The following is a 22,332-nucleotide window of genomic DNA, read 5'->3' as shown; positions in this document are numbered from 1 at the left end:
ATCCCGTGATTAGCAGATTTTGCTATTTGTTTCTGCAGTTCGTCAAAGACCGAGAAATATTTTCTGCTTACGGTGGGGTAGGCAAACAGGGTGTTCCAAAGCCGGAAAAACGGTGCTTATATGCGCGCTTCGCGAGCCTATAGAGGGGCTTGGAAGAACATCAGGGAGTGCTCAATGAAAAAGAAACTGACTTTTGCAGCCGCGTTGCTGGCTGCAAGCGTCCTCGGCGGTGTGGCCAATGCCAAGACGCTGGTCTATTGCTCGGAGGCCTCGCCGGCCAACTTCGACCCGGGTACCACGACGGGCGGCAACGACTTCGACGCCTCGTCGCGCACCGTCTATTCGCGCCTGGTCGAGTTCAAGCATGGCGGCACCGAAGTTGTGCCCGGTCTCGCCGACAAATGGGAGATTTCGGACGACGGTCTGGTCTATACTTTCCACCTGCATCCGGGCGTGAAGTTCCAGACGACGGATTTCTTCAAGCCGACGCGTGATTTCAATGCCGACGACGTCGTCTTTTCGTTCGATCGCCAGTTCAACAAGGAAAACCCCTGGAACGGCGAGAAGTACCTGCCGAACCTGACCTGGGACTACTACACCGGCATGGACATGCCGAAATACGTCGCCAAGTGGGAAAAGGTCGATGACCTGACCGTGAAGCTGACGCTGACCGAGCCGAACGCGCCGATGCTGGCCAATCTCGGCATGGACTTCGCCTCGATCGTGTCGAAGGAATATGCCGACCAGCTGGAAAAAGACGGCAAGATGGCCGACTTCTCGACCAAGCCGGTCGGTACAGGTCCGTTCCAGTTCGTCGACTACCAGCTGGATTCGGTCATCCGCTATGCGGCCAACCCGGACTACTTCAAGGGCAAGGAAAAGATCGACGATCTCGTCTTCGCGATCACGCCTGACGCCACCGCCCGCATCCAGAAGGTGCTCGCCGGCGAATGCGATATCGCGCCCTATCCGAATCCTGCCGACATCGGCACGATCAAGGCCAACGCCGACGTGACCCTGATGGATCAGGCTGGCCTCAACATCGGCTATATGAGCTACAACACCACCATCCCGCCGCTCGACAAGCCTGAAGTGCGCCATGCGCTCAACCAGGCGATCGATCGGGAATCGCTCATCAAGTCGCTGTTCCAGGACGCTGGCGCCACGCCGGCCGTAAACTTGATCCCGCCGACCATGTGGTCGTGGAACAAGGACGTGAAGTCCGACGCCTATGATCCGGAAGCCGCCAAGAAGGTGCTGGCCGATGCCGGATTGAAGGAGATCCAGCTTTGGGCCTCCGACCGCGTCCGTCCCTACAACCCGAACTTCCAGCGCGCCGCCGAACTGATCCAGGCTGACTGGGCCAAGGTCGGCGTCAAGGCGGAAATCGTCAGCTACGAGTGGACGAAGTACCGCGAAGAAGGCAAGAAGAAGGAACGCCCGGGCGCCTTCCAGATCGGCTGGACCGGTGACAATGGCGATCCGGACAATTTCTTCGCCACGCTGTTCGCCTGCTCGGCTATCGGCGTGTCGAACTACTCCAGCTGGTGCGACAAGGACTTCGAGGATCTGATCCAGAAGGCCAAGAAGACCAGCGACCAGGCCGAACGCACCAAGCTCTATGAAGAGGCGCAGGTTGTCTTCCAGAAGCAGGCTCCGGCCTTCCTCATGGCACACAGCCAAGTCTACGCAGTCGTGCGCAAGAATGTCAGCGGCTTCATGATGGACCCGCTCGGCATTCATCGCTTCGACGGCGTCGACAAGGCCGAATAGAACTGTTAGGCGGGCGGCGCGCAATCAGGCGCCGCCCGCTTTTCAAGATGCTCCGATATCTCCTAAATAAAATCGTCTTGGTGCTGCCGACGCTGATCGGCATCACCATCTGCGCCTTCGCTTTCGTCAGGCTGCTGCCCGGCGATCCCATTCTTGCCATGGCCGGCGAGCATGGCGTGTCGCCCGAGCGTTACGCGGAACTGAAGGAACAGTTCGGCTACAATTTGCCGATCTGGGAGCAATACGCGCATTATGTCCGCGATGCCGCGACCGGTAATTTCGGCGTGTCGATTTCGTCCAAGCGGCCGGTCATCGAAGATTTCATGACGCTGTTCCCGGCAACCATCGAGCTCTCCGTCTTCGCCATGATCTTCGCCATGGTGCTGGCCATACCGGCCGGCATCATTGCTGCGGTCAAACGCGGCTCCTGGTTCGACCAGGGGCTTATGGGCACCGCCCTCGTCGGCTATTCCATGCCGATCTTCTGGTGGGGCCTGCTGCTGATCATCTTTTTCTCCGGCTATCTCGGCTGGACCCCGGTTTCAGGCCGCATCGGCCTTCAGTTCTTTATCAAGCCGATCACCGGCTTCTTGACCCTCGACAGCCTGCTCTACGGCAAGTGGGATGCTTTCCGCTCGGCATTGAGTCACCTGGTGCTGCCGACAATTGTGCTCGGCACCATCCCGCTGGCGGTGATCGCGCGCCAGACGCGCTCGGCCATGCTCGAAGTGCTGGGCGAAGACTATGTGCGGACCGCCCGCGCCAAGGGCCTGTCGTCGTCCCGCGTCATCGGCGTGCATGCGCTGCGCAATGCGCTGATCCCGGTGGTCACCACCATCGGCCTGCAGGTCAGTACCCTGCTCGCCGGCGCCATTCTCACAGAAACCATCTTCGCCTGGCCGGGCATCGGCAAGTGGATGGTCGAATCCATATCCAAGCGCGACTATGTCGTCGTGCAGTCAGGCTTGCTGCTGATCGCCCTTATCGTCATGGCGGTGAACCTGATCGTCGACGTGCTTTATGCCGTCATCAACCCGCGCATCAGGGCGGCGTGATGAGCCAGTCGACCGAAATCGCCCCGATGGCCGCCGGCAACCCTGACCGTCTGACCGGCTTCAGGACCTTCTGGCACTATTTCTCGGTAAACCGCGGCGCCGTCATCGGCCTGTTCGTCTTCATCCTTTTGGTGCTGGCCGCGCTCTTTGCACCGCTGCTGGCACCCTATGCGCCCGACATCCAGGACAAGACAGCTTTCCTGCGTCCGCCGGCCTGGCAGGCAGGCGGCAGCATGGAATATCTGCTTGGCACCGACGCGGTCGGCCGCGACATGCTCTCGCGTCTGCTCTATGGCGCGCGTTTCTCGCTGCTCATCGGCGCCGTCGTGGTCACGCTGGCGCTTGTCGGCGGCATCACGCTCGGCCTTTTGGCCGGCTATTTCCGGGGCTGGGTCGACGTGGCGATCATGCGGGTCATGGATCTGATCCTGTCCTTCCCGTCGCTGCTCTTGGCGCTGGTTCTGGTCACCATCCTCGGCCCCGGCCTGTTCAACGCCATGCTGGCCATCGCGCTTGTCCTGCAACCCCACTTTGCCCGTCTGGTGCGCGCTGCCGTCATGGCCGAAAAGAGCCGCGAATATGTGGTCGCCGCCAAGGTCGCCGGCGCCGGCCATATAAGGCTTATGCTGCGCACCATCCTGCCCAACTGCCTGGCGCCGCTGATCGTCCAGGGCACGCTGTCCTTCTCCAACGCCATCCTGGAGGCGGCCGCTCTCGGCTTTCTCGGCCTTGGTGCCCAGCCGCCGACGCCGGAATGGGGCACCATGCTCGCCTCGGCGCGTGAATTCATCCTGCGCGCCTGGTGGGTGGTGACCTTCCCCGGTCTGGCCATCCTCATCACCGTGCTTGCCATCAACCTGATCGGCGACGGTCTGCGCGATGCGCTCGATCCGAAGCTGAGGAGGTCGTAATGGCGCTGCTCGACATCCGCAATCTCGTCGTCGAGTTCCAGACCGCATCCGGCCCGTTCCGCGCGGTCGATGGCGTCTCGCTCCATGTGAACGAACGTGAAGTGCTGGCCATCGTCGGCGAATCCGGCTCCGGCAAGTCGGTGTCGATGCTGGCTGTGATGGGGCTGTTGCCGTGGACGGCGACGGTCACTGCCGACCAGATGAGCTTCAACGGTCGCGATCTTCTGAAGATGAGCCCGGCCGACCGTCGCAAGATCGTCGGCAAGGACATGTCGATGATCTTCCAGGAGCCGATGGCCAGTCTCAATCCGTGCTTCACCGTCGGCTTCCAGATCGAGGAAGTGCTGCGCTTCCATATGGGCATGGACAAGGCCCAGCGTCGCGAGCGCGCCATCGAATTGCTGACGCAGGTCGGCATTGCCGAGCCGGCCGAACGGCTGAACTCGTTCCCGCACCAGATGTCGGGCGGCCAGTGCCAGCGGGTGATGATCGCCATCGCCATCGCCTGCAATCCCAAGCTTCTGATCGCCGACGAGCCGACCACCGCGCTCGACGTTACCATCCAGAAGCAGATCCTCGACCTGCTGGTCTCGCTGCAGGTCAAATACGGCATGGGCCTGATCATGATCACCCACAACATGGGCGTCGTCGCCGAGACCGCCGACCGCGTCATCGTCCAGTACAAGGGCCGCAAGATGGAAGAGGCCGACGTGCTGTCGCTGTTTGAATCGCCGAAGAGCAATTACACCCGCGCGCTTTTGTCGGCGCTGCCGGAAAATGCCGTCGGCGACCGGCTGCCGACCGTCTCGGACATGCTGTTCGAACCGGCTGCCGGGGGCGTCTGATGAGCATCAAGGTCGTCGAAGGCAAGGACATCGTGCGCGACTATCACGTCGGCGGCGGCCTGTTTCGCGGCGCGCGCACCGTGCATGCGGTCAAGGGCGTCTCGTTCAGCGTCGACAAGGGCAAGACGCTGGCCATCGTCGGTGAATCGGGCTGCGGCAAGTCAACGCTGGCGCGCATCATCACGCTGATCGATCCGGCAACGTCGGGCGAACTGTTCATCGACGGCAACAAGGTCGACATCGCAAGGAACGGCCTGACCAGGGAGATGCGCCGCAAGGTGCAGATCGTCTTCCAGAACCCTTACGGATCGCTCAATCCGCGCCAAAAGATCGGAGATGTGCTGGGCGAGCCGCTGCTCATCAACACCGACAAGCCGGCCGAAGAGCGGCGCGACCTCGCCATGAGGATGCTGAAGAAAGTCGGCCTCGGAACCGAGCACTACAATCGCTATCCTCACATGTTCTCGGGCGGCCAGCGCCAGCGCATCGCCATTGCCCGCGCGCTGATGCTGAACCCGAGCCTGCTGGTGCTTGACGAACCGGTCTCCGCGCTTGATCTTTCGGTGCAGGCGCAGGTGCTCAACCTGCTCGCCGACCTGCAGGACGAATTCCAGCTGACCTATGTCTTCATCAGCCACGATCTGTCGGTCGTGCGCTACATCGCCGACGATGTGATGGTGATGTATTTCGGCGAAGCCGTCGAATACGGCTCGCGCGAGGAGGTCTTCGCCGACCCCAAGCACAACTACACCAGAACGCTGTTCGCCGCGACGCCGCGCGCCGACGTCGCCTCGATCAAGGCGCGGTTGGCGAAGAAGAAGGCCGCCTGACCTCTCACCGAGAATTGTTTTTGAACAATCGGAAATGCGTCGCGGCGGTGGTTTGCCGGCAGGATTGATCGCTATCTGCGAGCTGCCGGGCGCAAGCCGCGTCGCAGGTTGGGGTGCGCCCCATCACTCACCCGCTCCGTGCTGGTAAAGCTCGTCCATGCTGAGCATTGCCAGGGTTGCGAAGGGGGCCTGTTTTTTCACCCGACCGCGGCTCAAGATCACCACGTCGTCGCAGAACGATATGGTGCTGTAATGATGACTGATGACAATGGTGGTGCGGCGGCCGGCCCGCGATTTCAGCGTCTCGACAATAGCGGCTTCTGACAACCCATCCACCGCACTGGTGGCTTCGTCGAGGATGAGAATATCGGGATCGCGCACCAGCGCCCGCGCCAGGGCGATCCTTTGCCTTTGTCCGGCTGACAGGTTGATGCCCCGGTATCCGACCAGCGTCGCGTAACCCTGCGGCAGGTGCTCGATGAATTGATGTGCCTCGGCCAGCCTTGCGGCGCGCATGGCGTCGCTGGCCGAGGCCGTGTCGTAGCCGTAGATAATGTTTTCAAAAATGGTGCCATCGACCAGTTCCAGCTCCTGACTGGCCAGGGCAATGTTCCGCCGCCACTGGCTTGGGTCGACTTCATCGAGCGGTGCCCCATCGACGAGGATCCTGCCGCTGTCGGGTTTGACGAAGCGGCACAGGAGATTGACGATCGTCGTCTTGCCGGCGCCCGAGCGGCCGATCAGCGCAGTCGAGCGGCCGCTGCGGATGTCGAACACCGCCTTATGCAGCACCGCCTCGCGCGCGTCGGGGCCTGACAGGGGACCGGAATAGGCGAAGCTCACATCATCGAAGCTGATCCCTTGGCGCAAGCCGTCGAACGGCAGGCTGCCCTGCGGCGCCTCGGGCTTGTCGGAAGGATCGAGCAGCCATTGTACCTCCTCCAGCGAGCCGCTCATGCCTTGCAACTGACTCCAGGACATCTGCAAGGCGCGCATATGCGGCTGCAGTCGGTAGAGCAGGATGAGGAAGGCGACGGTCAGCGGGAAGCTTACATTCGCCAGCCAGGCTCCGATCACCACCGCCAGGAACAGCATTGCGTGCAACACCTCGGTCAGTGGCGGCAAGACGCCCTGGCGGATTGAAAGCACGAAAGCCGCCCGCCGCACCCCGTCGGACGCTTTGGCGAAGACCGCCTTTTCGCGGTTCTCCTGCCCGAAGATGCGAATCAGGCGCCCGGCATGCACCAGATGCAGCATCTGCGACGCCAGTGCGCTGTTGCGCGAGACGACGCTGCGGCTCGGCGCCTTCAGATTGGACGACAAAACCCCGTGCGCCAGCTGGACAAGCGCCAGCCCTAGAGTCACCAGCAGCGTCATCTGCCAAGAGAGGAGCAGGAGGAAGGCGAGCAGGATGACGGCGGCCGAGGCACTGACGATCGCGCCGAGCAGGGCCTGGATAGCGTCGGATGCTCGCCAGGATTCGTTGGAGATGATGTTGAGCAGCCGCCCGGGGCTTTGCTGCAGGAAAAAGGGGTAGCCGACCCTGAGCAACTGCTCCGACAGTGCGCTACGGATCGAATAACCTGCCTTGCCGTAGATGTAGCTGGTCAGCAGAGTGTTGGCGAAGGCAAAGACATTTTTCAGTACGATCGAACCGAGGATCGCGGCCGAAATGGCGATCAGCCGCTGGCGCTCGCCGAGGTCCGCTCCAACCTGCTGGAGGAGGGCGGAGAAACCGGCCATGCCTGATGTTTCGCCACGTCCCATAATGATGCCGAGCAGCGGAATGATGAGACCGATGCCGAGGCCTTCCAGCGCGGCGCCTGCAAGCCCGAGCCCCACCACGACGGGAACGAGCCGCAACAGCCTGCCACCAAGCGCGCGGCGCAGCATTGGCAGGGCTGACGGAATCAGTGACATTATCGCGCTCTGGCCTCCGCATTGGCTTCGCTGGCTTCTCGGTCGTGGCGCAGCGGCAGCCGTTTTGGCCATCCCATCATGACGAGCAGCGCAAATCTGGCGGCACCTGCCAGATTCATAACGACAATAGGCCAGTGCGACAGATCGAGGTCGCGGTCAAAGCGAGGACGGCCCGCCAGTTCCCTGAACGCGGCCCGCGCGGACCAATAGACATGGCGAAGCAGCCAAGGGGCGTGGCGGACATGTTTCAGGCACAGCGCACCATTACCGAGGCTATAGTCGCGGTGCAGCCTGTCGATCGATTTGCGGTCTCGCCGGCCGTGATGATGCAAGACCGTCATGTCGGGCACATACTCGACCGGCATGCCGAGCAGCATCGCCCGCACGAGATAATCAGTATCTTCAGCCGAGCGTAGCGGGCCGCCAGCGCCGAAGCGTTCGTCGAACGACCCGATGCGGGCCGCGACGTCGCGGTGCATGGTCATGTTGCAGCCGAGCACGAAGCCGCCGGGGTGGACCGCCGGGGTCAGCCGCTCGCTTGCCTCGTAGAGCTTTATGGTGAAGGGCAGGTCCTGGGCATCACCGAGCTCGACCCGGCCGCCGCGGATCAGCCACTTCTCGCCACTCCGGTAGTGCCGCTCCAGGTCGCGGAGATAGTCGCGGTCGAGCTTGCAGTCGTCGTCGACGAAGACCAGCACGCGGCCTCGCGCTCGCGCCAATCCGGCATTGCGGGCAGCGGCTAGTCCGGGGCGAGTCTCCGAGACGGCTGTGACTGGGATGTCGGAAGTTTCGGCGATAGCGGCCAGCCGCTTTGACGTGCCGTCCCGTGAACCATTATCGACCACCACCAACTCTGCCGCGAAGGTGGCGTGCACCCGGCATGCCGCCTGGATCGAGGCTATGCAAGCCTCCAGCACAGCGGCGCGGTCGCGCGTGCAGACGATGAAACTGACCTCGAGCGACGGCCGCTCCGATCGGGGAGATGTCGGGACAGGCGCACTCGCAAACTGGTGATCGCGCAGGAGCGGGTGGGGCCTGTCGGTCATACCAGTCCCCGCTGATAACGCGCAAGCACCGCTTCGGCCGGCGTGGTTTTGAAGAAGTAGGCCACCGCGTCCGCCCGCTTTCCGGCCCTTATCGAGAGCAGGCTGAGCCAAGGCGCCCAGACGCCGGGACGCAGCGCATATTGTTCGCGGCGCCGGATGAAATTCCATCTCGCCGTCCGCGTGAGCAATTCGTGGGTCAGCGGCGGTTCTCCTTCGTCGCCGACGAGTTGGTAGAGGAAATAAAACAGGTTCAGCGCGCCTGCCTCGAAGCTTGGCCGTGTGTCGGTCGGCAGCTCGGAAATCCGCTCTTCGAGCGCACGGATGAAATCGGCTGCGCGCGAAACCGTGTCGAAAGAGACGGCGTCGCCGATGTCGCGCAGATCAGCTGTGGTTTCCGCAAGCCCCTCACGCTCGAGATTTTCGGCCACGATCCGCAAATGCGTCCTGCGCATTTCCTTGGCATGCCGCATGGTCACGCTTCCCGCATGGATGCGATAGACGAGCAGGCTATCGGGCAATATGGTCGCCGGGAAACGGCCGGCAAGCCGTCTGAAGAGATCAAAATCCTCGGCATGTCTATATTTAGGATCGTAATAGAGATCGTTGTTCCCAATGACATTCCTGTTGTAGATCACCGTCGGATGTAAGAATATCGTAAAGAACATCGACAATATGTCGAGCCGGCCGAGCCGGAACACCGGGTCTAGCCTGCCTTTGGCGATACGGCCGTGAAGCAAGGTATCGACGCAGGCGCCGCAGAAGCCGAGATCGGGCCGCCGCTCGAACAGTGCGACCTGGCGCGAGAGGCGCCGGGGATAGGCGACATCGTCCGCATCCATTCGCGCAACAAGCTCGCCCTGGGCCAGTCGTAGCCCTTCATTCAGGGTGGCGACGAGGCCGCGGTTCTCACGCGAGATGACAGAAACGCGATTGTCTGCCCGGCGGTATCGTTCGAGAATCTCGAGCGAGTTGTCAGTCGATCCGTCATCGATAGCGATGACCTCCAGGCGATCGTAGTCTTGCCGCAGAATGCTCTCCAGCGCAGCGGTGAGATAAGGCCCGGCATTGTAGACCGGCAGCAGGACGGAGACGAGCGGCGCGGTGGTCATCTCTGCGCATCCGTTCGCCGGAGTTCGAGTGCGGCGCGGCCATCGGGGGATCCGCCGGGATAGGCGTCCGCCGCCCTGCCGAGCCAGCCGGCATCGCCAGAGCGTGCCTGGGAGCGGCGGCGCGCTACATAGGGGAAGCGGCGCTTGAGGCCGTTGAGCGGCTTTTCGAAAGCCGTCCACGAGATCGAAGCGACGGCGATCGTGGCGGCGCTCGCGACCAGGAAACGCCCTGGCCCCTGCTCCGAGACATTGAGCGGGATCCAGGGCTGTGACTTGACGGCGAGCGACAGAAGGATCGGATGGTAAAGATAGACGCCGTAGCTGATGCGGCCCAGTGACAGCAGCGGTGGCAGTTCGAAAACCCTGCCGAGGACGCCGCCAAGGCCGGCTGAACAGGCGGCCACAACGGCCACCAGCGGCACTAGGGGCAGGATCTGCAGCAACGCCCAGCGGGCCCATTCCAGCATAGGATCGGCCGGCGCAGGGATAAGCCACTCAATCGCCAGGAAGACAGCCGCAAGGGCTGGCCAGCCTAGCCGCATCCATTGCGGCAGGCCGGCGCCTCTGGTCCGCCGGCAGGCAAGCAAAGCACCAAACGCCAGCGCGTCCATCGATGCTGGCGGCAGCAGGTCGCGCGCTAGCGCCGGGGTGGCGGTGATCGGCCAGTAGAAGCGATAGGCCAGCGACAACAGGATGACGCCGATAGTGATCGCTTCCACCCGCCGGCGGGGTGCGAGAAGCACGACCAGCGGCCAGGCGATATAGAACTGCTCCTCGATGCTCAGGCTCCAGAAATGGCAGAGTAGCCAGGGCGTCCATTCGTTGCGCAGCGCGTACCAAAAATTCGACAGGTAAAGCGCATGCCAGACGAGCGATCCACTGGACTGCTCCAGATCGGTCAGCCAGACGAACCCAAGCACGGCGAAATAGGGCGGGAATATGCGCAGCGCGCGCCTGATGTAGAAGGAACTCAATGCAGGGCCGGCTTTGAATTCGGCCGCGGCGCGCGCTTCGAGCAGCAGTCGTGTGATCAGGAAGCCGCTCAGCACAAAAAAAAGCCGCACCCCGATGTGGCCCCAAAAGGAGGACCCGTTGGGTGCAAGGAAATGGGAATAGAGAACCATCGTGACAGCGATGGCGCGCAGAGCGTCCAACTGATTGTCACGCGCGACCGCCATCAGCCATTTCCGCCGGTCTGAAATCTCCGATGAAGCCAGCGGCCCTGCATTCCGGGCCTCAGGTCGAGGCCTGCCAGCGTCGAGAGTGCGCCGACAACATCAAACCCGCGCCTTGTGCGCGGGACAGCCTCGAAATCGGTGCTGGCCAGCGAAAAATTCAAGCTGATCAACTTGGCGGAATTTTCCACGGCGCACTTCCCAGTACCAAATCCCCCAAGAAATGGTGCAACCGGGCAATGGTGCAGTGCAACACAAAATATCTATCGAGCTGTAATATGTGTGTGAGTTAGTGCTAAAAATGGGTATGATTTGCGAGTGCGTTGCGTCGCTGAGGGTTTTTCACGTCCGCAATGCTGCATGAGCAGTAGTACCATGTCAGAAAGGCACGGTTTAATTACACAACTATAATCCGGAGTGTCTGATATAGGTCAAAATTGACGAAGATTATTCTAAGATAGTGGTTTTGTATCTTATAAATTATGCTTGTATTGTCGGGTTCTCTAGTCTGTCGATCTTGCGCGATGCAGCATAGTCGATGGTCAAGCGTCTGACGACGCAATCCTGTGGCGGCGGCCATATGGCGCATGTCGACGAGGCAGACAGGAAGTGCCGGTGTTGGCGTAGGGAGTGACGTGCATTAGCCTTGCACCTGCCGTCACGCTTGCGTCGGATGGAGAACTGGTGCCGCTTAGGTGACTCGAACACCTGACCCCATCATTACGAATGATGTGCTCTACCAACTGAGCTAAAGCGGCCCAGGAAGCGCGAAGCCTCCAGGATCGGCTGGGTGATAGACTCAACCGGCCGCTAATTCAAGATGGGCAACCGTGATTTCAAGGCTGGATCCGGCAATTCGTCCCGTCATTTTCCATTGGCGCGGAATAAGCCATCGCCTCGTTTGCTTTTTCGATTACGCGGAGACGTCGCGCCGGACTGCGCGCAAATCGCCCGGCAAGGCGGCAAACGGACTGATTTTATTGCTAAAAGGCATCGAAATGGGCGTTGAACAGGCCTGTAAGGCAGAATGCGGGCGCTCGCCCGTTGATTGATTGGTCGCCTGCGGCTAACGATCATGGCAATGTAAGCGAACGGACAGGGGAATTCGCTTGGACGCGATCGAAAAAGCGATCCGCAACGCCTTCGAGAAAGGCAACGCCGAGGACCGGGCATTTCGCGAGCGGGTCTATCGGTCGGCTTTCGCGGCGCTCGACCGCGTGCTCCAGGCCAATCCCGGCGTGACGGTGGAAGCCGCCATCAAGCGCCGTAAGGCGGTGCAGGAAAAGATCGCCGAGATCGAATCCGAATTCCTGCCCGCGGTCCCCGATGTCGCCGCGCAGACGCAGAGCGCTGCGCAGACACAAGATACCGCGCTGACGCAACGCGTTGCGCAGCCGCAAGACGCCGTACAGGGCGCCGCCGAGGCGCCCGCGGTCGATGCCCCGACAGGTGTCGCGGCCGGACCGTCGCCGGCGATCGTCGTTGATGAACCGGTTCAGCCCGAGGCATCCGACGCGCCGCGTTCGCGCGTGCTGCCGGTCGTCCCCGACATCATGCCTGACGCCACGCTGCCCGGCGCCCCGGCGATCGATATGGCCGATTCCGCGCCGGCCGAGGCCGCGGCGGAAGTGGCGCCTGACCGTGATGAAAGGCGGATAAGGGGCCGCCGCCTGCCGCTGACGGCGATCTTCTTTGGCGTGACGTTGCTCGCCGCCGCCGGCATCGGCCTCTATTTCGCCGTGCAGACCGGGGTCTTCAAGACGCCGGCGCAACTCGACACGGCGCCGCCCGAAGCGCCGCCGACCGTCGACGATGACGACTTCACGCCGCCTGCCGATACAACTGAGCCGCAGCAGCCTGGCGCGCCGCAGCAGCCTGGTGTCGCCGAACAGACGCGCGAGTGGATCAACGTGTTTACACCCACCGATCCAACGCATGTGGCGACCCCGTCCGACGCCAAGGCCGATGTCGTGCAGGATGACACCGGCTCCTTCCTGCGCATCCGCTCCGGTGCTTCCGGCTCGGCCATCAGCTTCGATGTCGGGCAGGGCGTGCTGGAGAAGCTTGCCGGCAAACATGCCGTGTTCGACATCGTCGCCCGCGCCGAGGACGGCAAGGACACGCAGATCTCCGTCGACTGCAATTTCGGCGATCTCGGCGACTGCGGCCGCAAGCGCTATGCGGTCGGCCAGCAGCGTAACGAATATCTGTTCGACGTGAAATTCCCCGACAAGCCCCCGGGCGCGGCCGGCAGCATCGCCATCAACTCCGACTTCGACAAGCAGGGCAAGGCGGTCGACATCTACGAGATCCGCGTTTCGATCGAACCGTAAGCGCCGCCTAGCGATCAAGCAGCGCCTGCAGCGTCTCGATGCGGTCGGCTTCGGCGGTCGGCTTGTCCCAGCGCAGCCGTGAGATGCGGGGAAATCGCATCGCAACGCCGGATTTGTGGCGGGTCGAACGGTTGAGACCTTCGAACGCCACCTCCAGCACCAGGCCTTGGCTGCGGTCGGCGCGCACCGAGCGCACCGGGCCGAAACGCTCTACCGTGTTGTCGCGGACAAATTTGTCGATCTGCTTCAGCTCCTCGTCGGTGAAGCCGAAATAGGCCTTGCCGACCGGCACCAGTTCCTCTGCGCCTTCCGGCCCCGACCAGACGCCGAACGTATAGTCGGAATAAAAGCTTGACCGCTTGCCATGGCCGCGCTGCGCATACATCAGCACAGCATCGACCGTGTGCGGATCGCGCTTCCACTTGAACCACGGGCCTTTCGGCCGTCCCGCGAGATAGGGCGAATCCCAGCGCTTCAGCATCACGCCTTCGATGATCGGGTGCGGCGGCGCGCGGCGCAGTTCCTCCAGCGTTTGCCAATCCGGGAATTCGACGAATGGCGACAGATCGAAACGGTGCGGGTCCAGCGTTGTGATGAAGGCCTCAAGACGGGCCCGCCGCTCGCGGAAAGGTAGCGCGCGCAAATCTTCGCCGTTGATCTGCAGCGCATCGTAGCAGCGCATGAACGCCGGGTATTGCTGCTGTATCTTCGGGGCCACGCTCTTGCGATTGAGCCGCTGTTGCAGGTCCGAAAACGTGCCGGTCGCCGCGGGCTCGCCGACCAGCAATTCACCATCGAGCGCGGCGGAAAAATCCATTGCCTGGGCGAGATCGGGAAATGCGCCGGACACATCGTCGCCGGTGCGCGAATAGAGCCGGCGCACGCCGCCCTCGCACACCGCCTGAACGCGGATGCCGTCCCATTTCCATTCCGCGGCATAGGCGGCCGGATCGAGCTTTTCGAGGTCGCCGTCGCCGACCGGGTTCGACAGCATCACCGGACTGAACAGGGCAAGTGCGGTCCGCTTCGGCTTCTCGGCCTTGCCTTCCAGCCACGCGAACAGCGAGATATAGGGCGGCGTCAGCCCGTGCCACAGCTCCTCGATCTCGGCGACATCGACCTTGCCGAAATCGGCCAGCGCCTGTTTGGCCAGCCGCGCCGAAACGCCGATGCGCAAGCCGCCGGTGACCAGCTTGATGATGGCAAAGCGCGCCGAAATGCCGGCGCTGTCGAGCAGCCCGGCCAGCACCTTGGGTCCGTCGGAGCGGCTCGCCGCCTGCAGCGTCGCCACGACGTCGCCAAGCGTCGGCTCCCGGTTGGGGATATGTCCCGGCGTTTGCGGCCAGACCAGCGACACGGTTTCAGCGAGGTCGCCGACATAGTCGTAGGAATAGCCGAACAGCACCGGATCCATGCGCTCGGTGACCAGCGTGCGCAGCATCGCCGGCTTGACCGCCGCAATGTTGAGGTCGCCGGTGATCGCCGCCAGCGCCAGCCCGCGGTCGGGGTCCTCGACGCTGCGGAAATAATCGACGAGCAGTGTCAGCTTGCCATTGCGCGACGGCGTCAGCACCAGGCGGTCGAGGAGTTCGGCAAAGCGGTTCATGGATGCAAGGACCGCGTTGACGGCAGAGGTTTGCGCTCTGGCACACCCCCCTCTGTCCTGCTGGACATCTCCCCCGCAAGGGGGGAGATTGGCAGCCTTGATCTTGCCGCCCATCTTGCGAGGTTGGCGATTGGCGAAAGCGGAGGTGACATCTGATCTCCCCCCTTGCGGGGGAGATGGCCGGCAGGCCAGAGGGGGGTGGGAAGGATCGCCGCGCCGGCGATTTCTGGATCAAAAATCACCATCAATCGCCCTCGTCCTCATAGCCCACAAGGTGCAGTGGCGTGGCGGCGATGCCTTCCAGCTCGCACCAGCGCACCAGCGCTTCCTCGCGGCCATGCGTCACCCAGATTTCGCCGGCGCCCGTCTCCTTGACGGTGGCGGTCAGTTCGTCCCAGTCGGCGTGGTCGGAAATGATCAGCGGCAGTTCGACGCCGCCTTGCTTGGCGCGCTGGCGGATGCGCATCCAGCCCGAGGCGAAGCACGAGATCGGGTCGGGAAAGCGCCGCGCCCAGCGGTCGGCGAAGGCCGATGGAGGGCCGACAACGATGACCCCAGTGAAATCCTGCTTGCCGCCGCTGTCGACGGTTGCCGGCTCCAGCGTGCCGAGGTCGATGCCCTGGCTCTGGTAATATTCGCTGAGCTTGGCCAGCGCGCCGTGGATATAGATCGGCCTGTCATAACCGGCATCGCGCAGCAGCCGCATCACCCGCTGTGCCTTGCCCAGCGCATAGGCGCCGACCAGATGCGATCGCTCGGGAAACTGCGCCGCCGATTTGAGCAGCCGGGCGATCTCCTCCGTGTCGGGCGGATGGTGAAACACCGGCAGACCGAAGGTCGCCTCGGTGATGAAGACGTCGCATTGGACCGGTTCGAACGGTGCGCAGGTCGCGTCCTTCTGGCGCTTGTAGTCGCCGGAGGCGACGATGCGCCTGCCCTTGTGCTCGACCGCGATCTGCGCCGAGCCCAGCACATGGCCGGCCGGATGGAAGGTGACGCTGACATCGTTCAGCGCCATAGCTTCGCCAAGCACGGCCGCTTGCGTTGTCCCGGCAAAATCCTCGCCATAACGCAACCCCATAATGTCGAGCGTCTGCTGCGTCGCCAGCACCGAACGATGGCCGGATCGGGCATGGTCGGAATGGCCATGCGTGATCAACGCCCGGTTGACTGGCCGCACCGGGTCGATGAAGAAATCGCCGCATGGGCAATAAAGGCCTTCAGGCCGGGGATGGAGCAGGTCGCTGGCGCGCATCCAGTCAAGATAGTGGCTAATTCCAGCGCGGGAAGCCTGTTGCAAGAGACTGCTGACTCGGCCTACAGCCAGCCACCGGCCGCATCAGCCGGCGGGGCCATCGCCATGCAACCGCTGAAAATCTCGTCCGGCGACCTGACCGCCGACCGTCGCGCCGACTATGCCGAGATGCTTTTCGGGTCGGGCGAGCACGCGGCAGCGACGGAGCTGCTGCTCGGCGCGCTGGAACTGGCGCCGCAATGGGCGGCGGGCTGGTTCCGCCTGGGCGAGATGCAGGAGGCAACGGGGCTGCTCGACCTGGCGACGCAGGCCTGGGCGACGGTGCTGAAACTGGACCCGGCGGATCGCCTGGGTGCTGCGCTGAAGCTGCAGCTGATCGGCAAGGCGCCGGCTGCCGCAGCGCCACCCAGCGCCTTCGTCGAGACGCTGTTCGACCACTATGCCGAGACTTTCGAGGACTCGCTGGTCGACAAGCTCGGCTACCGGCTGCCGGAGTTTCTCGATCGCGCCATTCGCGCGGCAAGACCGGGCCGCTTTTCGCTGGCGCTCGATCTCGGTTGCGGCACCGGTCTGATGGGCGAGAAACTGCGGCCGGTCGCCGAACGGCTGGAGGGCTACGACATCTCCGCCGCCATGCTGAAAAAGGCCCGCGCCAAGGGCGTCTACGACCTGCTCGCCAAGGCCGATCTGCAGCATTTCGCCTATGCCGGGCCGAAAGCCGATCTGGTGGCGGCGGCCGACGTGTTCATCTATGTCGGCGCGCTCGATCGCGTGGTGAAGACCGTCGCCGGCATTCTGGCCACCAATGGCCTGTTTGCCTTTTCCGTCGAAACGCCAGCCAAGGGCGGGGCGGGCGGCGACGCCGGTTTTGCGCTGCAGCCGTCTCGTCGCTACGCCCATTCTCAAGCCTATGTCGAGCGGGTGCTTGCCGCAAACGGCCTGTCGGTGCTGTCGATGCAGCCGACCGTCATCCGCTGGGATCGCCGCCAGCCGGTCGGCGGGCTTGCCGCGCTGGCGGTGCCCTCGTCCAAGGGTTGATGTCTCGTCTTGTTCGAAAACGTGAATAGGATTTTTGCGGCTGGCGCGGCATCAGGTAGGATACAAGCCGAGAAAAGCCCTCGGCAGGCATTGAGGAGGAACACATGCGCTGGAACATGATGGTCTTGGTGTCTTGCCTGGCAATGACCGGCTGCATGGGCAGTTCGATGTCGGAGCGGCAGGACCAGGACGTGCAATCGTCGCTGCAATATGACAACGTGGCTTGCGACCAGTTGCTGGCGCAGCGCAACGAACTGGCGCAGCAATACCATCTGTCGACGGACGCCAAGCCGAGCTTCTCCAATCCGGCGATGGGCTTCGGCCCGTTCACGCCGGATATGCGCTCCAAAAGCAAGCGCGATACTGATCTGGCAAGTGGCAAGATCGACGCCATGAACCGCTCGATCGTCCGCCGCGACTGCGGCACGCCCAACAAGCAGAAGAAGTTCAGTCTGCCGAGCTGAACCTGGACTTCCTCAGTACCCCGCCTTGCGGTCGACCACGTTATCAAGCTTTTCGCCGCGCTCGAAGGCATCCATCTGCCGCAACATGCTCGGCGCCAGGTGGACAGGGTCGGAGGTCGCCGCCGCGTGCGGCGTCACGAACACTTTCGGGTGACTCCATAGCGGACTGGTCTTCGGCAGCGGCTCGACCTCGAACACGTCGAGGCTCGCCTCCTTCAGCGTGCCGTCGCCCAGCGCGCGCAATATGTCGGCGTCCTTCTGCAGCCGGCCGCGCCCGGCATTGATCAGCACCGAGCCGCCGAGGCCGTTGCGCTTGCGCAATTCCTTCAGCACGCCGTAATTGATGATGCCGTGCGTATCCGGCGTCAGCGGCAGCAGCACCACCAGTATGTCGGTGGCGTTGAGGAAGGGGATCAGCCCGGCCTCTCCGGCATAGGTCGCAACGCCTTTCATGGCCTTGTCGCTGCGCGACCAGCCATTGACGGCAAAGCCGAGCGACAACAGCACCGACGCCGCGGCGCGGCCGAGATTGCCGAGCCCCATAATGCCGACCGAGATGTCGCCGGCCGGCCGCTGCGGCGGTTCGTGCCAGGTCTTCTTCGGCTGCTGGGCACGATAGAGCATGCCCTGGCGATGATGGTCGAGCACCCGCCAGACGACATATTCGGTCATGTATTGGGTGAGGTTGTCGGCTACCACTTTGACGATCGGCACATCGGGCAGGCCGGGATCGGCGAAGATATGGTCGACGCCGGCGCCGATCGAGAAGATTGCGCGTAGATTGGGCAGCGATTTCAAGAGGTTCGGCTTCTGCTTCCACACCACCGCATAGGTGATCGACGGATCCGAAGCGCCGTCCGGCTCCAGCACCACTTCGCGCTCGGCCGACAGCAGCTCGCGCCAGCGCTGCGGATGAAAGCCGGTGACGGCAAGCAGGATTTTGCCTTTTTCCATTTGCGGATTGTATTCCCTGTTATTCGCTGACGATACCGACCGGCGCCGTCTCGATCTTGAACGCGGCCGAGATCAGCGCCTTCGTATAGTCGGTCTGCGGCCGCTCGAAAATCTGTTCGGAAGGGCCGGCTTCGACGATCTTGCCATTGCGCATGACGATGACGTCATTGGCAAGGGCGCGAATGACTTTCAGATCGTGGCTGATGAACAGATAGGCAAGGTCGTGCCTGGCCTGCAGATTGCGTAAGAGGTCGACCACTTGCGCCTGCACGCTCATGTCGAGCGCCGAGGTCGGTTCGTCCAGCATGACGAAGCGTGGATTGAGCACCATGGCGCGCGCAATGGCGACGCGCTGGCGCTGACCGCCGGAGAATTCATGCGGATAGCGGTTCCTGGTCGCCGGATCGAGCCCGACCTCCTTCAGCACGGCGACGACCTTGTCGTCGCGTTGGTCGGGCGACAGCTTCGGCTCGTGGATCTTCAAGCCTTCCTCGATGATCTCCGAGACCGACATGCGCGGGCTGAGCGACCCGAACGGGTCCTGGAAAACGATCTGCAACTCGCGGCGCAGCGGCCGCATGGCGTTGAAGGAAAGCTGGTTGATGTCGCTGCCATTGAACTGGATGGTGCCGGTCGATGAGATCATCCGCGCCAGCGCCAGGCCGAGCGTCGTCTTGCCGGAGCCGGATTCGCCGACGACGCCGAGCGTCTGGCCGGCGCGTACGGTGACGTCGATTCCGTCAACTGCCTTCACATTGTCGACGGTGGTGCGAAAGAAACCCTTCTTGATCGGGAACCAAACCTTGATGTCCTTGCCGGTCATCACAGGCTTGGCGGCGTCGTTGGCGGCCGGCGGCTTGCCTTTCGGCTCGGCGGCCAACAGGTGCTTGGTATAGGCGTGTTGCGGGTTGGCGAAGATGTCCCTGGTCGGCCCGGTCTCGACGATCTTGCCTTTGGTCATCACGCAGACGCGGTCGGCGATCTTTCTGACAATGCCGAGATCATGGGTGATGAACAGCATTGACATGCCCTTGCGGCTCTTCAGCCCCGCCAGCAATTCGAGGATCTGCGCCTGCACGGTGACGTCGAGCGCCGTCGTCGGTTCGTCGGCGATCAGCAGTTCCGGTTCGTTGGCCAGCGCCATGGCGATCATGACGCGCTGCCGCTGGCCGCCGGACAATTGGTGCGGATAGGCGTCGAGCCGCTTTTCCGGTTCGCGAATGCCGACCTCGTTGAGCAGCGCCAGCGTGCGCGCCTTGGCCTGGCGGTCGCCCATGCCCTGATGCAGCGCCAGGATCTCGACGATCTGCTGCTCGATCGTGTGCAGAGGATTGAGCGAGGTCATCGGCTCCTGGAAGATCATGGTGATCTTGTTGCCGCGCACGCTGCGCAACTGCTTTTCGTTCATCGCCAAAAGGTCGGCGCCCTGGAACAGGATCTTGCCCGAGGGATGGCTGGCCGTCGGGTAGGGCAGCAGCTTCAGAACCGACAGCGCCGAGACCGATTTGCCGGAACCGGATTCGCCCACAAGCGCCACCGTCTCGCCCTTGGCGAGATCGAAGGAGATGTGGTCGACGGCTATCGACTGGTTGCCGCCTTGCGTGAAGGCAACGCTGAGATCGCGGACCGAGAGCAGGGGCTCGCTCATCGGAACGCCTTGCGCGGATCGAACGCATCGCGCGTCGCCTCGCCGATGAACACCAGCAGCGACAGCATCAGCGAGATGACGATGAAGCCCGATATACCGAGCCAGGGGGCATTGAGGTTACTCTGCGCCTGTTTTAGCAGTTCACCGAGCGACGCGGTGCCGGGCGGCAGGCCGAAGCCGAGATAGTCGAGCGAGGTCAGTGTCGAGATCGAGGCGCTGACCAGGAAAGGCATGAAGGTCAGCGTCGCCACCATGGCATTAGGCAGAAGATGGCGCAGCATGATGGTGCGGTTGGACACACCAAGCGCGCGGGCCGCGTTGACATATTCGAAGTTGCGTGCGCGCAGGAATTCGGCGCGCACCACGCTGACAAGCGACGTCCAGGAGAACAGCAGCATCAGCCCGAGCAGGATGAAGAAGCCCGGCGGCAGGATGGCGGCGACGATCAGCAGCAGATACAGCAGCGGTATCGCCGACCAGATTTCTATGAAGCGTTGAAAGAGAAGGTCGGTCCAGCCGCCGAAATACCCTTGCAGCGCGCCGGCGGCGACGCCGATAACCGACGAACCCGCAGTCAGGATCAACCCGAACAGCACGGAAATCCTGAACCCGTAGATGATGCGCGCCAGCACGTCGCGCGCCTGGTCATCGGTACCCAGCCAGTTCCAGTTGCCGACAATGCAGTCAGGATCGGCAGCGCCTTGCGGATATTGGCTGCATCGCCTCTGCGCGTCGTATTCCCATGACGGTTTTGCGGGAGCGGCGTCGGGGATCGCATTGTTGACGGTGCGGTAGGAATAGCGGATTGGCGGCCAGATCATCCAGCCATTGGCGTTGATCTCGTCGCGGATGACCGGGTCGCGATAGTCGGTGACGGCGTAGAAGCCGCCGAATTTTTCCTCGGGGTAGGCGACCGCCACCGGGAACAGGATCTCGCCTTTGTAGTAGGCGACGATCGGCCTGTCGTTGGCGATCAGTTCGGCAAACAGCGACAGCACGAACAGAGCGAGGAATATCCACAACGACCAGTAGCCGCGCCGGTTGGCCTTGAAGTTCTGCCAGCGCCGCTTGTTGAGCGGCGACAGCCAGGGGCGGGCGATCCTTGTCGGTGTGATCTCGGCTGCAGCCTGCGTCATCAGACGTCTCTCCGCTCGAAATCGATGCGCGGATCGACCCATGTGTAGATCAGGTCGGACAACAGCGTCACGAACAAACCAAGCAGCGAAAATATATAGAGGTTGGCGAACACGACCGGATAGTCGCGCGCCAACACGGACCTGAAACCGAGCAGCCCGAGACCGTCGAGGGAAAAGATGTTCTCGATCAAAAGCGAGCCGGTGAAGAAGGCCGAGATGAAGGCCGCTGGAAAGCCGGCAATGACGATCAGCATTGCGTTGCGGAACACATGTCCGTAAAGCACCCGCCGCTCCGACAGGCCCTTGGCACGGGCCGTCACCACATACTGTTTGCGTATCTCTTCCAGGAAGGAGTTCTTGGTCAGCAGCGTCGTCGTCGCGAAGGCCGACAGCACCAGCGCCGTCAGCGGCAAGGTCATGTGCCAGAAATAATCGACGATCTTGTCGGGCCACGACAATTGGTCCCAATTGTCGGAGACGATGCCGCGCAGTGGGAACCAGTCCCAGAAGGAGCCGCCCGCGAACAGCACCATCAGCAATATGCCGAACAGGAAGGCCGGTATGGCATAGCCGACGATGATCACGCCGCTGGTCCAGACGTCGAAGGCGGAGCCGTCCTTGACCGCTTTGCGGATGCCAAGGGGGATCGAGATCAGATAGGACAACAGCGTGATCCACAGCCCAAGCGAGATCGACACCGGCATCTTCTCCAGGATCAGGTCAAGAACCGAGATGTCACGGAAATAGCTGTCGCCGAAATCGAAGCGGGCATAGTTCCACAGCATCATGCCGAAGCGTTCGAGCGGTGGTTTGTCGAAGCCGAATTGCTTTTCCAGCTTCTTGATGAATTCCGGATCGAGCCCTTGCGCGCCGCGATACTTCGAGCCGACGTCACCGGCCACATCGAAATTGCCGCCGCCTCCTGCATCGCCGCCGCCGCTGCCGAGGCGGTCGCTGCCGCCCTGGTTGGTCAGGCTGGCGATGACCTGCTCGACCGGTCCACCCGGTGCGAATTGAGTGACGACGAAAGCAACCGCCATGATGCCGAACAGGGTCGGTATCATCAGCAGGATACGGCGCAGTATGTAGGCGCCCATCAGCTTTCACCCTCCCCCTTGTGGGGAGGGTCGATCCGCGAAGCGGAGCGGGGTGGGGGTAGTCTCGATCCGGCGTACGCCGTCACACCCCCACCCCGGTTCGCCATTCGCGCTGCGCACGAAGTGCTCACCGACCC

Annotated in this window: 20 protein-coding genes and 1 tRNA gene; 9 read left to right on the top strand and 12 right to left on the bottom strand. The window is 62.7% G+C overall.

Going from position 1 to position 22,332, the window contains the following annotated elements:
• Positions 1-174 precede the first annotated feature (174 nt).
• Genes NKJ57_RS12915 through NKJ57_RS12895 form a run of 5 tightly spaced genes read left to right on the top strand, consistent with a single transcriptional unit; the run spans position 175 to position 5,414 of the window.
• Positions 175-1,773: an ABC transporter substrate-binding protein gene (locus NKJ57_RS12915; RefSeq protein WP_023669491.1), complete on the top strand. Its 1,599-nt coding sequence runs from the start codon at positions 175-177 to the stop codon at positions 1,771-1,773.
• A 47-nt stretch (positions 1,774-1,820) separates the two neighbouring features.
• Positions 1,821-2,828 carry an ABC transporter permease subunit gene (locus tag NKJ57_RS12910; protein WP_023703511.1) on the top strand — a complete coding sequence of 336 codons (1,008 nt, stop codon included), beginning with the start codon at positions 1,821-1,823 and terminating at the stop codon, positions 2,826-2,828.
• Positions 2,829-2,854: 26 nt separating this feature from the next.
• Positions 2,855-3,739 carry an ABC transporter permease subunit gene (locus tag NKJ57_RS12905; RefSeq protein ID WP_050485757.1) on the top strand — a complete coding sequence of 295 codons (885 nt, stop codon included), beginning with the start codon at positions 2,855-2,857 and terminating at the stop codon, positions 3,737-3,739.
• Positions 3,739-4,584: an ABC transporter ATP-binding protein gene (locus NKJ57_RS12900; protein WP_023692618.1), complete on the top strand. Its 846-nt coding sequence runs from the start codon at positions 3,739-3,741 to the stop codon at positions 4,582-4,584. The genes NKJ57_RS12905 and NKJ57_RS12900 overlap by 1 nt, the downstream gene beginning before the upstream one ends.
• Positions 4,584-5,414, top strand: a complete 831-nt coding sequence (locus tag NKJ57_RS12895) for a dipeptide ABC transporter ATP-binding protein (protein ID WP_023682050.1) — start codon at positions 4,584-4,586, stop codon at positions 5,412-5,414. Before NKJ57_RS12900 ends, NKJ57_RS12895 begins: the two co-directional genes overlap by 1 nt.
• A 123-nt stretch (positions 5,415-5,537) precedes the next feature.
• Here the strand turns inward: NKJ57_RS12895 and NKJ57_RS12890 are convergent, their stop codons facing one another.
• The 6 genes from NKJ57_RS12890 to NKJ57_RS12865 form a co-directional block, all read right to left on the bottom strand.
• Positions 5,538-7,334 (bottom strand): ABC transporter ATP-binding protein, encoded by a 1,797-nt coding sequence (locus NKJ57_RS12890; RefSeq protein ID WP_027049321.1) that lies wholly within the window; start codon positions 7,332-7,334, stop codon positions 5,538-5,540.
• A complete protein-coding gene (locus NKJ57_RS12885) occupies positions 7,334-8,380 on the bottom strand; it encodes a glycosyltransferase family 2 protein (protein WP_023755184.1) in 1,047 nt (348 codons plus the stop codon). The genes NKJ57_RS12890 and NKJ57_RS12885 overlap by 1 nt, the downstream gene beginning before the upstream one ends.
• A complete protein-coding gene (locus NKJ57_RS12880) occupies positions 8,377-9,489 on the bottom strand; it encodes a glycosyltransferase family 2 protein (protein WP_023755183.1) in 1,113 nt (370 codons plus the stop codon). Before NKJ57_RS12880 ends, NKJ57_RS12885 begins: the two co-directional genes overlap by 4 nt.
• Positions 9,486-10,667, bottom strand: a complete 1,182-nt coding sequence (locus NKJ57_RS12875) for an acyltransferase family protein (RefSeq protein WP_023669499.1) — start codon at positions 10,665-10,667, stop codon at positions 9,486-9,488. The genes NKJ57_RS12880 and NKJ57_RS12875 overlap by 4 nt, the downstream gene beginning before the upstream one ends.
• Positions 10,667-10,855 (bottom strand): hypothetical protein, encoded by a 189-nt coding sequence (locus NKJ57_RS12870; protein WP_023715289.1) that lies wholly within the window; start codon positions 10,853-10,855, stop codon positions 10,667-10,669. The genes NKJ57_RS12875 and NKJ57_RS12870 overlap by 1 nt, the downstream gene beginning before the upstream one ends.
• 491 nt (positions 10,856-11,346) lie before the next feature.
• Positions 11,347-11,422 (bottom strand) — tRNA-Thr (locus NKJ57_RS12865).
• 72 nt (positions 11,423-11,494) lie between these two features.
• Between NKJ57_RS12865 and NKJ57_RS12860 the strand changes: the two genes are divergently transcribed.
• Both NKJ57_RS12860 and NKJ57_RS12855 read left to right on the top strand, forming a co-directional pair.
• Complete coding sequence (locus tag NKJ57_RS12860) at positions 11,495-11,716, top strand: hypothetical protein (RefSeq protein ID WP_155921595.1); 222 nt, start codon at positions 11,495-11,497, stop codon at positions 11,714-11,716.
• 57 nt (positions 11,717-11,773) lie between these two features.
• Entirely contained in the window at positions 11,774-12,997 is a 1,224-nt protein-coding gene (locus tag NKJ57_RS12855) for a hypothetical protein (protein ID WP_352461746.1), read from the top strand.
• 7 nt (positions 12,998-13,004) lie between these two features.
• Here the strand turns inward: NKJ57_RS12855 and NKJ57_RS12850 are convergent, their stop codons facing one another.
• Both NKJ57_RS12850 and NKJ57_RS12845 read right to left on the bottom strand, forming a co-directional pair.
• A complete protein-coding gene (locus NKJ57_RS12850) occupies positions 13,005-14,603 on the bottom strand; it encodes a cisplatin damage response ATP-dependent DNA ligase (protein WP_352461745.1) in 1,599 nt (532 codons plus the stop codon).
• Positions 14,604-14,847: 244 nt separating this feature from the next.
• A complete protein-coding gene (locus tag NKJ57_RS12845) occupies positions 14,848-15,858 on the bottom strand; it encodes a ligase-associated DNA damage response exonuclease (protein WP_352511131.1) in 1,011 nt (336 codons plus the stop codon).
• A 105-nt stretch (positions 15,859-15,963) separates the two neighbouring features.
• Between NKJ57_RS12845 and NKJ57_RS12840 the strand changes: the two genes are divergently transcribed.
• Positions 15,964-16,896: a methyltransferase domain-containing protein gene (locus tag NKJ57_RS12840; protein WP_023682041.1), complete on the top strand. Its 933-nt coding sequence runs from the start codon at positions 15,964-15,966 to the stop codon at positions 16,894-16,896.
• 104 nt (positions 16,897-17,000) lie between these two features.
• Complete coding sequence (locus NKJ57_RS12835) at positions 17,001-17,360, top strand: hypothetical protein (RefSeq protein ID WP_023682040.1); 360 nt, start codon at positions 17,001-17,003, stop codon at positions 17,358-17,360.
• Positions 17,361-17,372: 12 nt separating this feature from the next.
• Here NKJ57_RS12835 and NKJ57_RS12830 read toward each other — a convergent pair whose 3' ends face one another.
• Genes NKJ57_RS12830 through NKJ57_RS12815 form a run of 4 tightly spaced genes read right to left on the bottom strand, consistent with a single transcriptional unit; the run spans position 17,373 to position 22,195 of the window.
• Positions 17,373-18,314 carry a 2-hydroxyacid dehydrogenase gene (locus NKJ57_RS12830; protein WP_023682039.1) on the bottom strand — a complete coding sequence of 314 codons (942 nt, stop codon included), beginning with the start codon at positions 18,312-18,314 and terminating at the stop codon, positions 17,373-17,375.
• A 19-nt stretch (positions 18,315-18,333) separates the two neighbouring features.
• Positions 18,334-19,962: an ABC transporter ATP-binding protein gene (locus NKJ57_RS12825; RefSeq protein ID WP_023682038.1), complete on the bottom strand. Its 1,629-nt coding sequence runs from the start codon at positions 19,960-19,962 to the stop codon at positions 18,334-18,336.
• Entirely contained in the window at positions 19,959-21,098 is a 1,140-nt protein-coding gene (locus NKJ57_RS12820) for an ABC transporter permease (protein ID WP_023682037.1), read from the bottom strand. Before NKJ57_RS12820 ends, NKJ57_RS12825 begins: the two co-directional genes overlap by 4 nt.
• The gene (locus NKJ57_RS12815; RefSeq protein WP_023669509.1) at positions 21,098-22,195 is read right to left on the bottom strand and encodes a microcin C ABC transporter permease YejB; all 1,098 of its coding nucleotides are present in this window, start codon (positions 22,193-22,195) and stop codon (positions 21,098-21,100) included. The genes NKJ57_RS12820 and NKJ57_RS12815 overlap by 1 nt, the downstream gene beginning before the upstream one ends.
• Positions 22,196-22,332: the final 137 nt, after the last annotated feature.

Origin of the sequence: Mesorhizobium sp. M0077, assembly GCF_040322955.1 — a bacterium.
Taxonomy (GTDB): domain Bacteria; phylum Pseudomonadota; class Alphaproteobacteria; order Rhizobiales; family Rhizobiaceae; genus Mesorhizobium.
Note: the sequence above shows the minus strand (reverse complement) of the source record. Positions and strands in the feature narration are given on the sequence as shown.

Bases quoted from the DNA above. Each gene is read 5' to 3' on its own strand.
- NKJ57_RS12825 (WP_023682038.1), bottom strand. From the start codon at position 19,962: ATGAGCGAGCCCCTGCTCTCGGTCCGCGATCTCAGCGTTGCCTTCACG.
- NKJ57_RS12900 (WP_023692618.1), top strand. From the start codon at position 3,739: ATGGCGCTGCTCGACATCCGCAATCTCGTCGTCGAGTTCCAGACCGCA.
- NKJ57_RS12895 (WP_023682050.1), top strand. From the start codon at position 4,584: ATGAGCATCAAGGTCGTCGAAGGCAAGGACATCGTGCGCGACTATCAC.
- NKJ57_RS12885 (WP_023755184.1), bottom strand. From the start codon at position 8,380: ATGACCGACAGGCCCCACCCGCTCCTGCGCGATCACCAGTTTGCGAGT.
- NKJ57_RS12880 (WP_023755183.1), bottom strand. From the start codon at position 9,489: ATGACCACCGCGCCGCTCGTCTCCGTCCTGCTGCCGGTCTACAATGCC.
- NKJ57_RS12845 (WP_352511131.1), bottom strand. From the start codon at position 15,858: ATGCGCGCCAGCGACCTGCTCCATCCCCGGCCTGAAGGCCTTTATTGC.
- NKJ57_RS12915 (WP_023669491.1), top strand. From the start codon at position 175: ATGAAAAAGAAACTGACTTTTGCAGCCGCGTTGCTGGCTGCAAGCGTC.
- NKJ57_RS12890 (WP_027049321.1), bottom strand. From the start codon at position 7,334: ATGTCACTGATTCCGTCAGCCCTGCCAATGCTGCGCCGCGCGCTTGGT.
- NKJ57_RS12835 (WP_023682040.1), top strand. From the start codon at position 17,001: ATGCGCTGGAACATGATGGTCTTGGTGTCTTGCCTGGCAATGACCGGC.
- NKJ57_RS12850 (WP_352461745.1), bottom strand. From the start codon at position 14,603: ATGAACCGCTTTGCCGAACTCCTCGACCGCCTGGTGCTGACGCCGTCG.
- NKJ57_RS12830 (WP_023682039.1), bottom strand. From the start codon at position 18,314: ATGGAAAAAGGCAAAATCCTGCTTGCCGTCACCGGCTTTCATCCGCAG.
- NKJ57_RS12875 (WP_023669499.1), bottom strand. From the start codon at position 10,667: ATGGCGGTCGCGCGTGACAATCAGTTGGACGCTCTGCGCGCCATCGCT.
- NKJ57_RS12905 (WP_050485757.1), top strand. From the start codon at position 2,855: ATGGCCGCCGGCAACCCTGACCGTCTGACCGGCTTCAGGACCTTCTGG.
- NKJ57_RS12820 (WP_023682037.1), bottom strand. From the start codon at position 21,098: ATGACGCAGGCTGCAGCCGAGATCACACCGACAAGGATCGCCCGCCCC.
- NKJ57_RS12840 (WP_023682041.1), top strand. From the start codon at position 15,964: ATGCAACCGCTGAAAATCTCGTCCGGCGACCTGACCGCCGACCGTCGC.
- NKJ57_RS12815 (WP_023669509.1), bottom strand. From the start codon at position 22,195: ATGGGCGCCTACATACTGCGCCGTATCCTGCTGATGATACCGACCCTG.
- NKJ57_RS12910 (WP_023703511.1), top strand. From the start codon at position 1,821: ATGCTCCGATATCTCCTAAATAAAATCGTCTTGGTGCTGCCGACGCTG.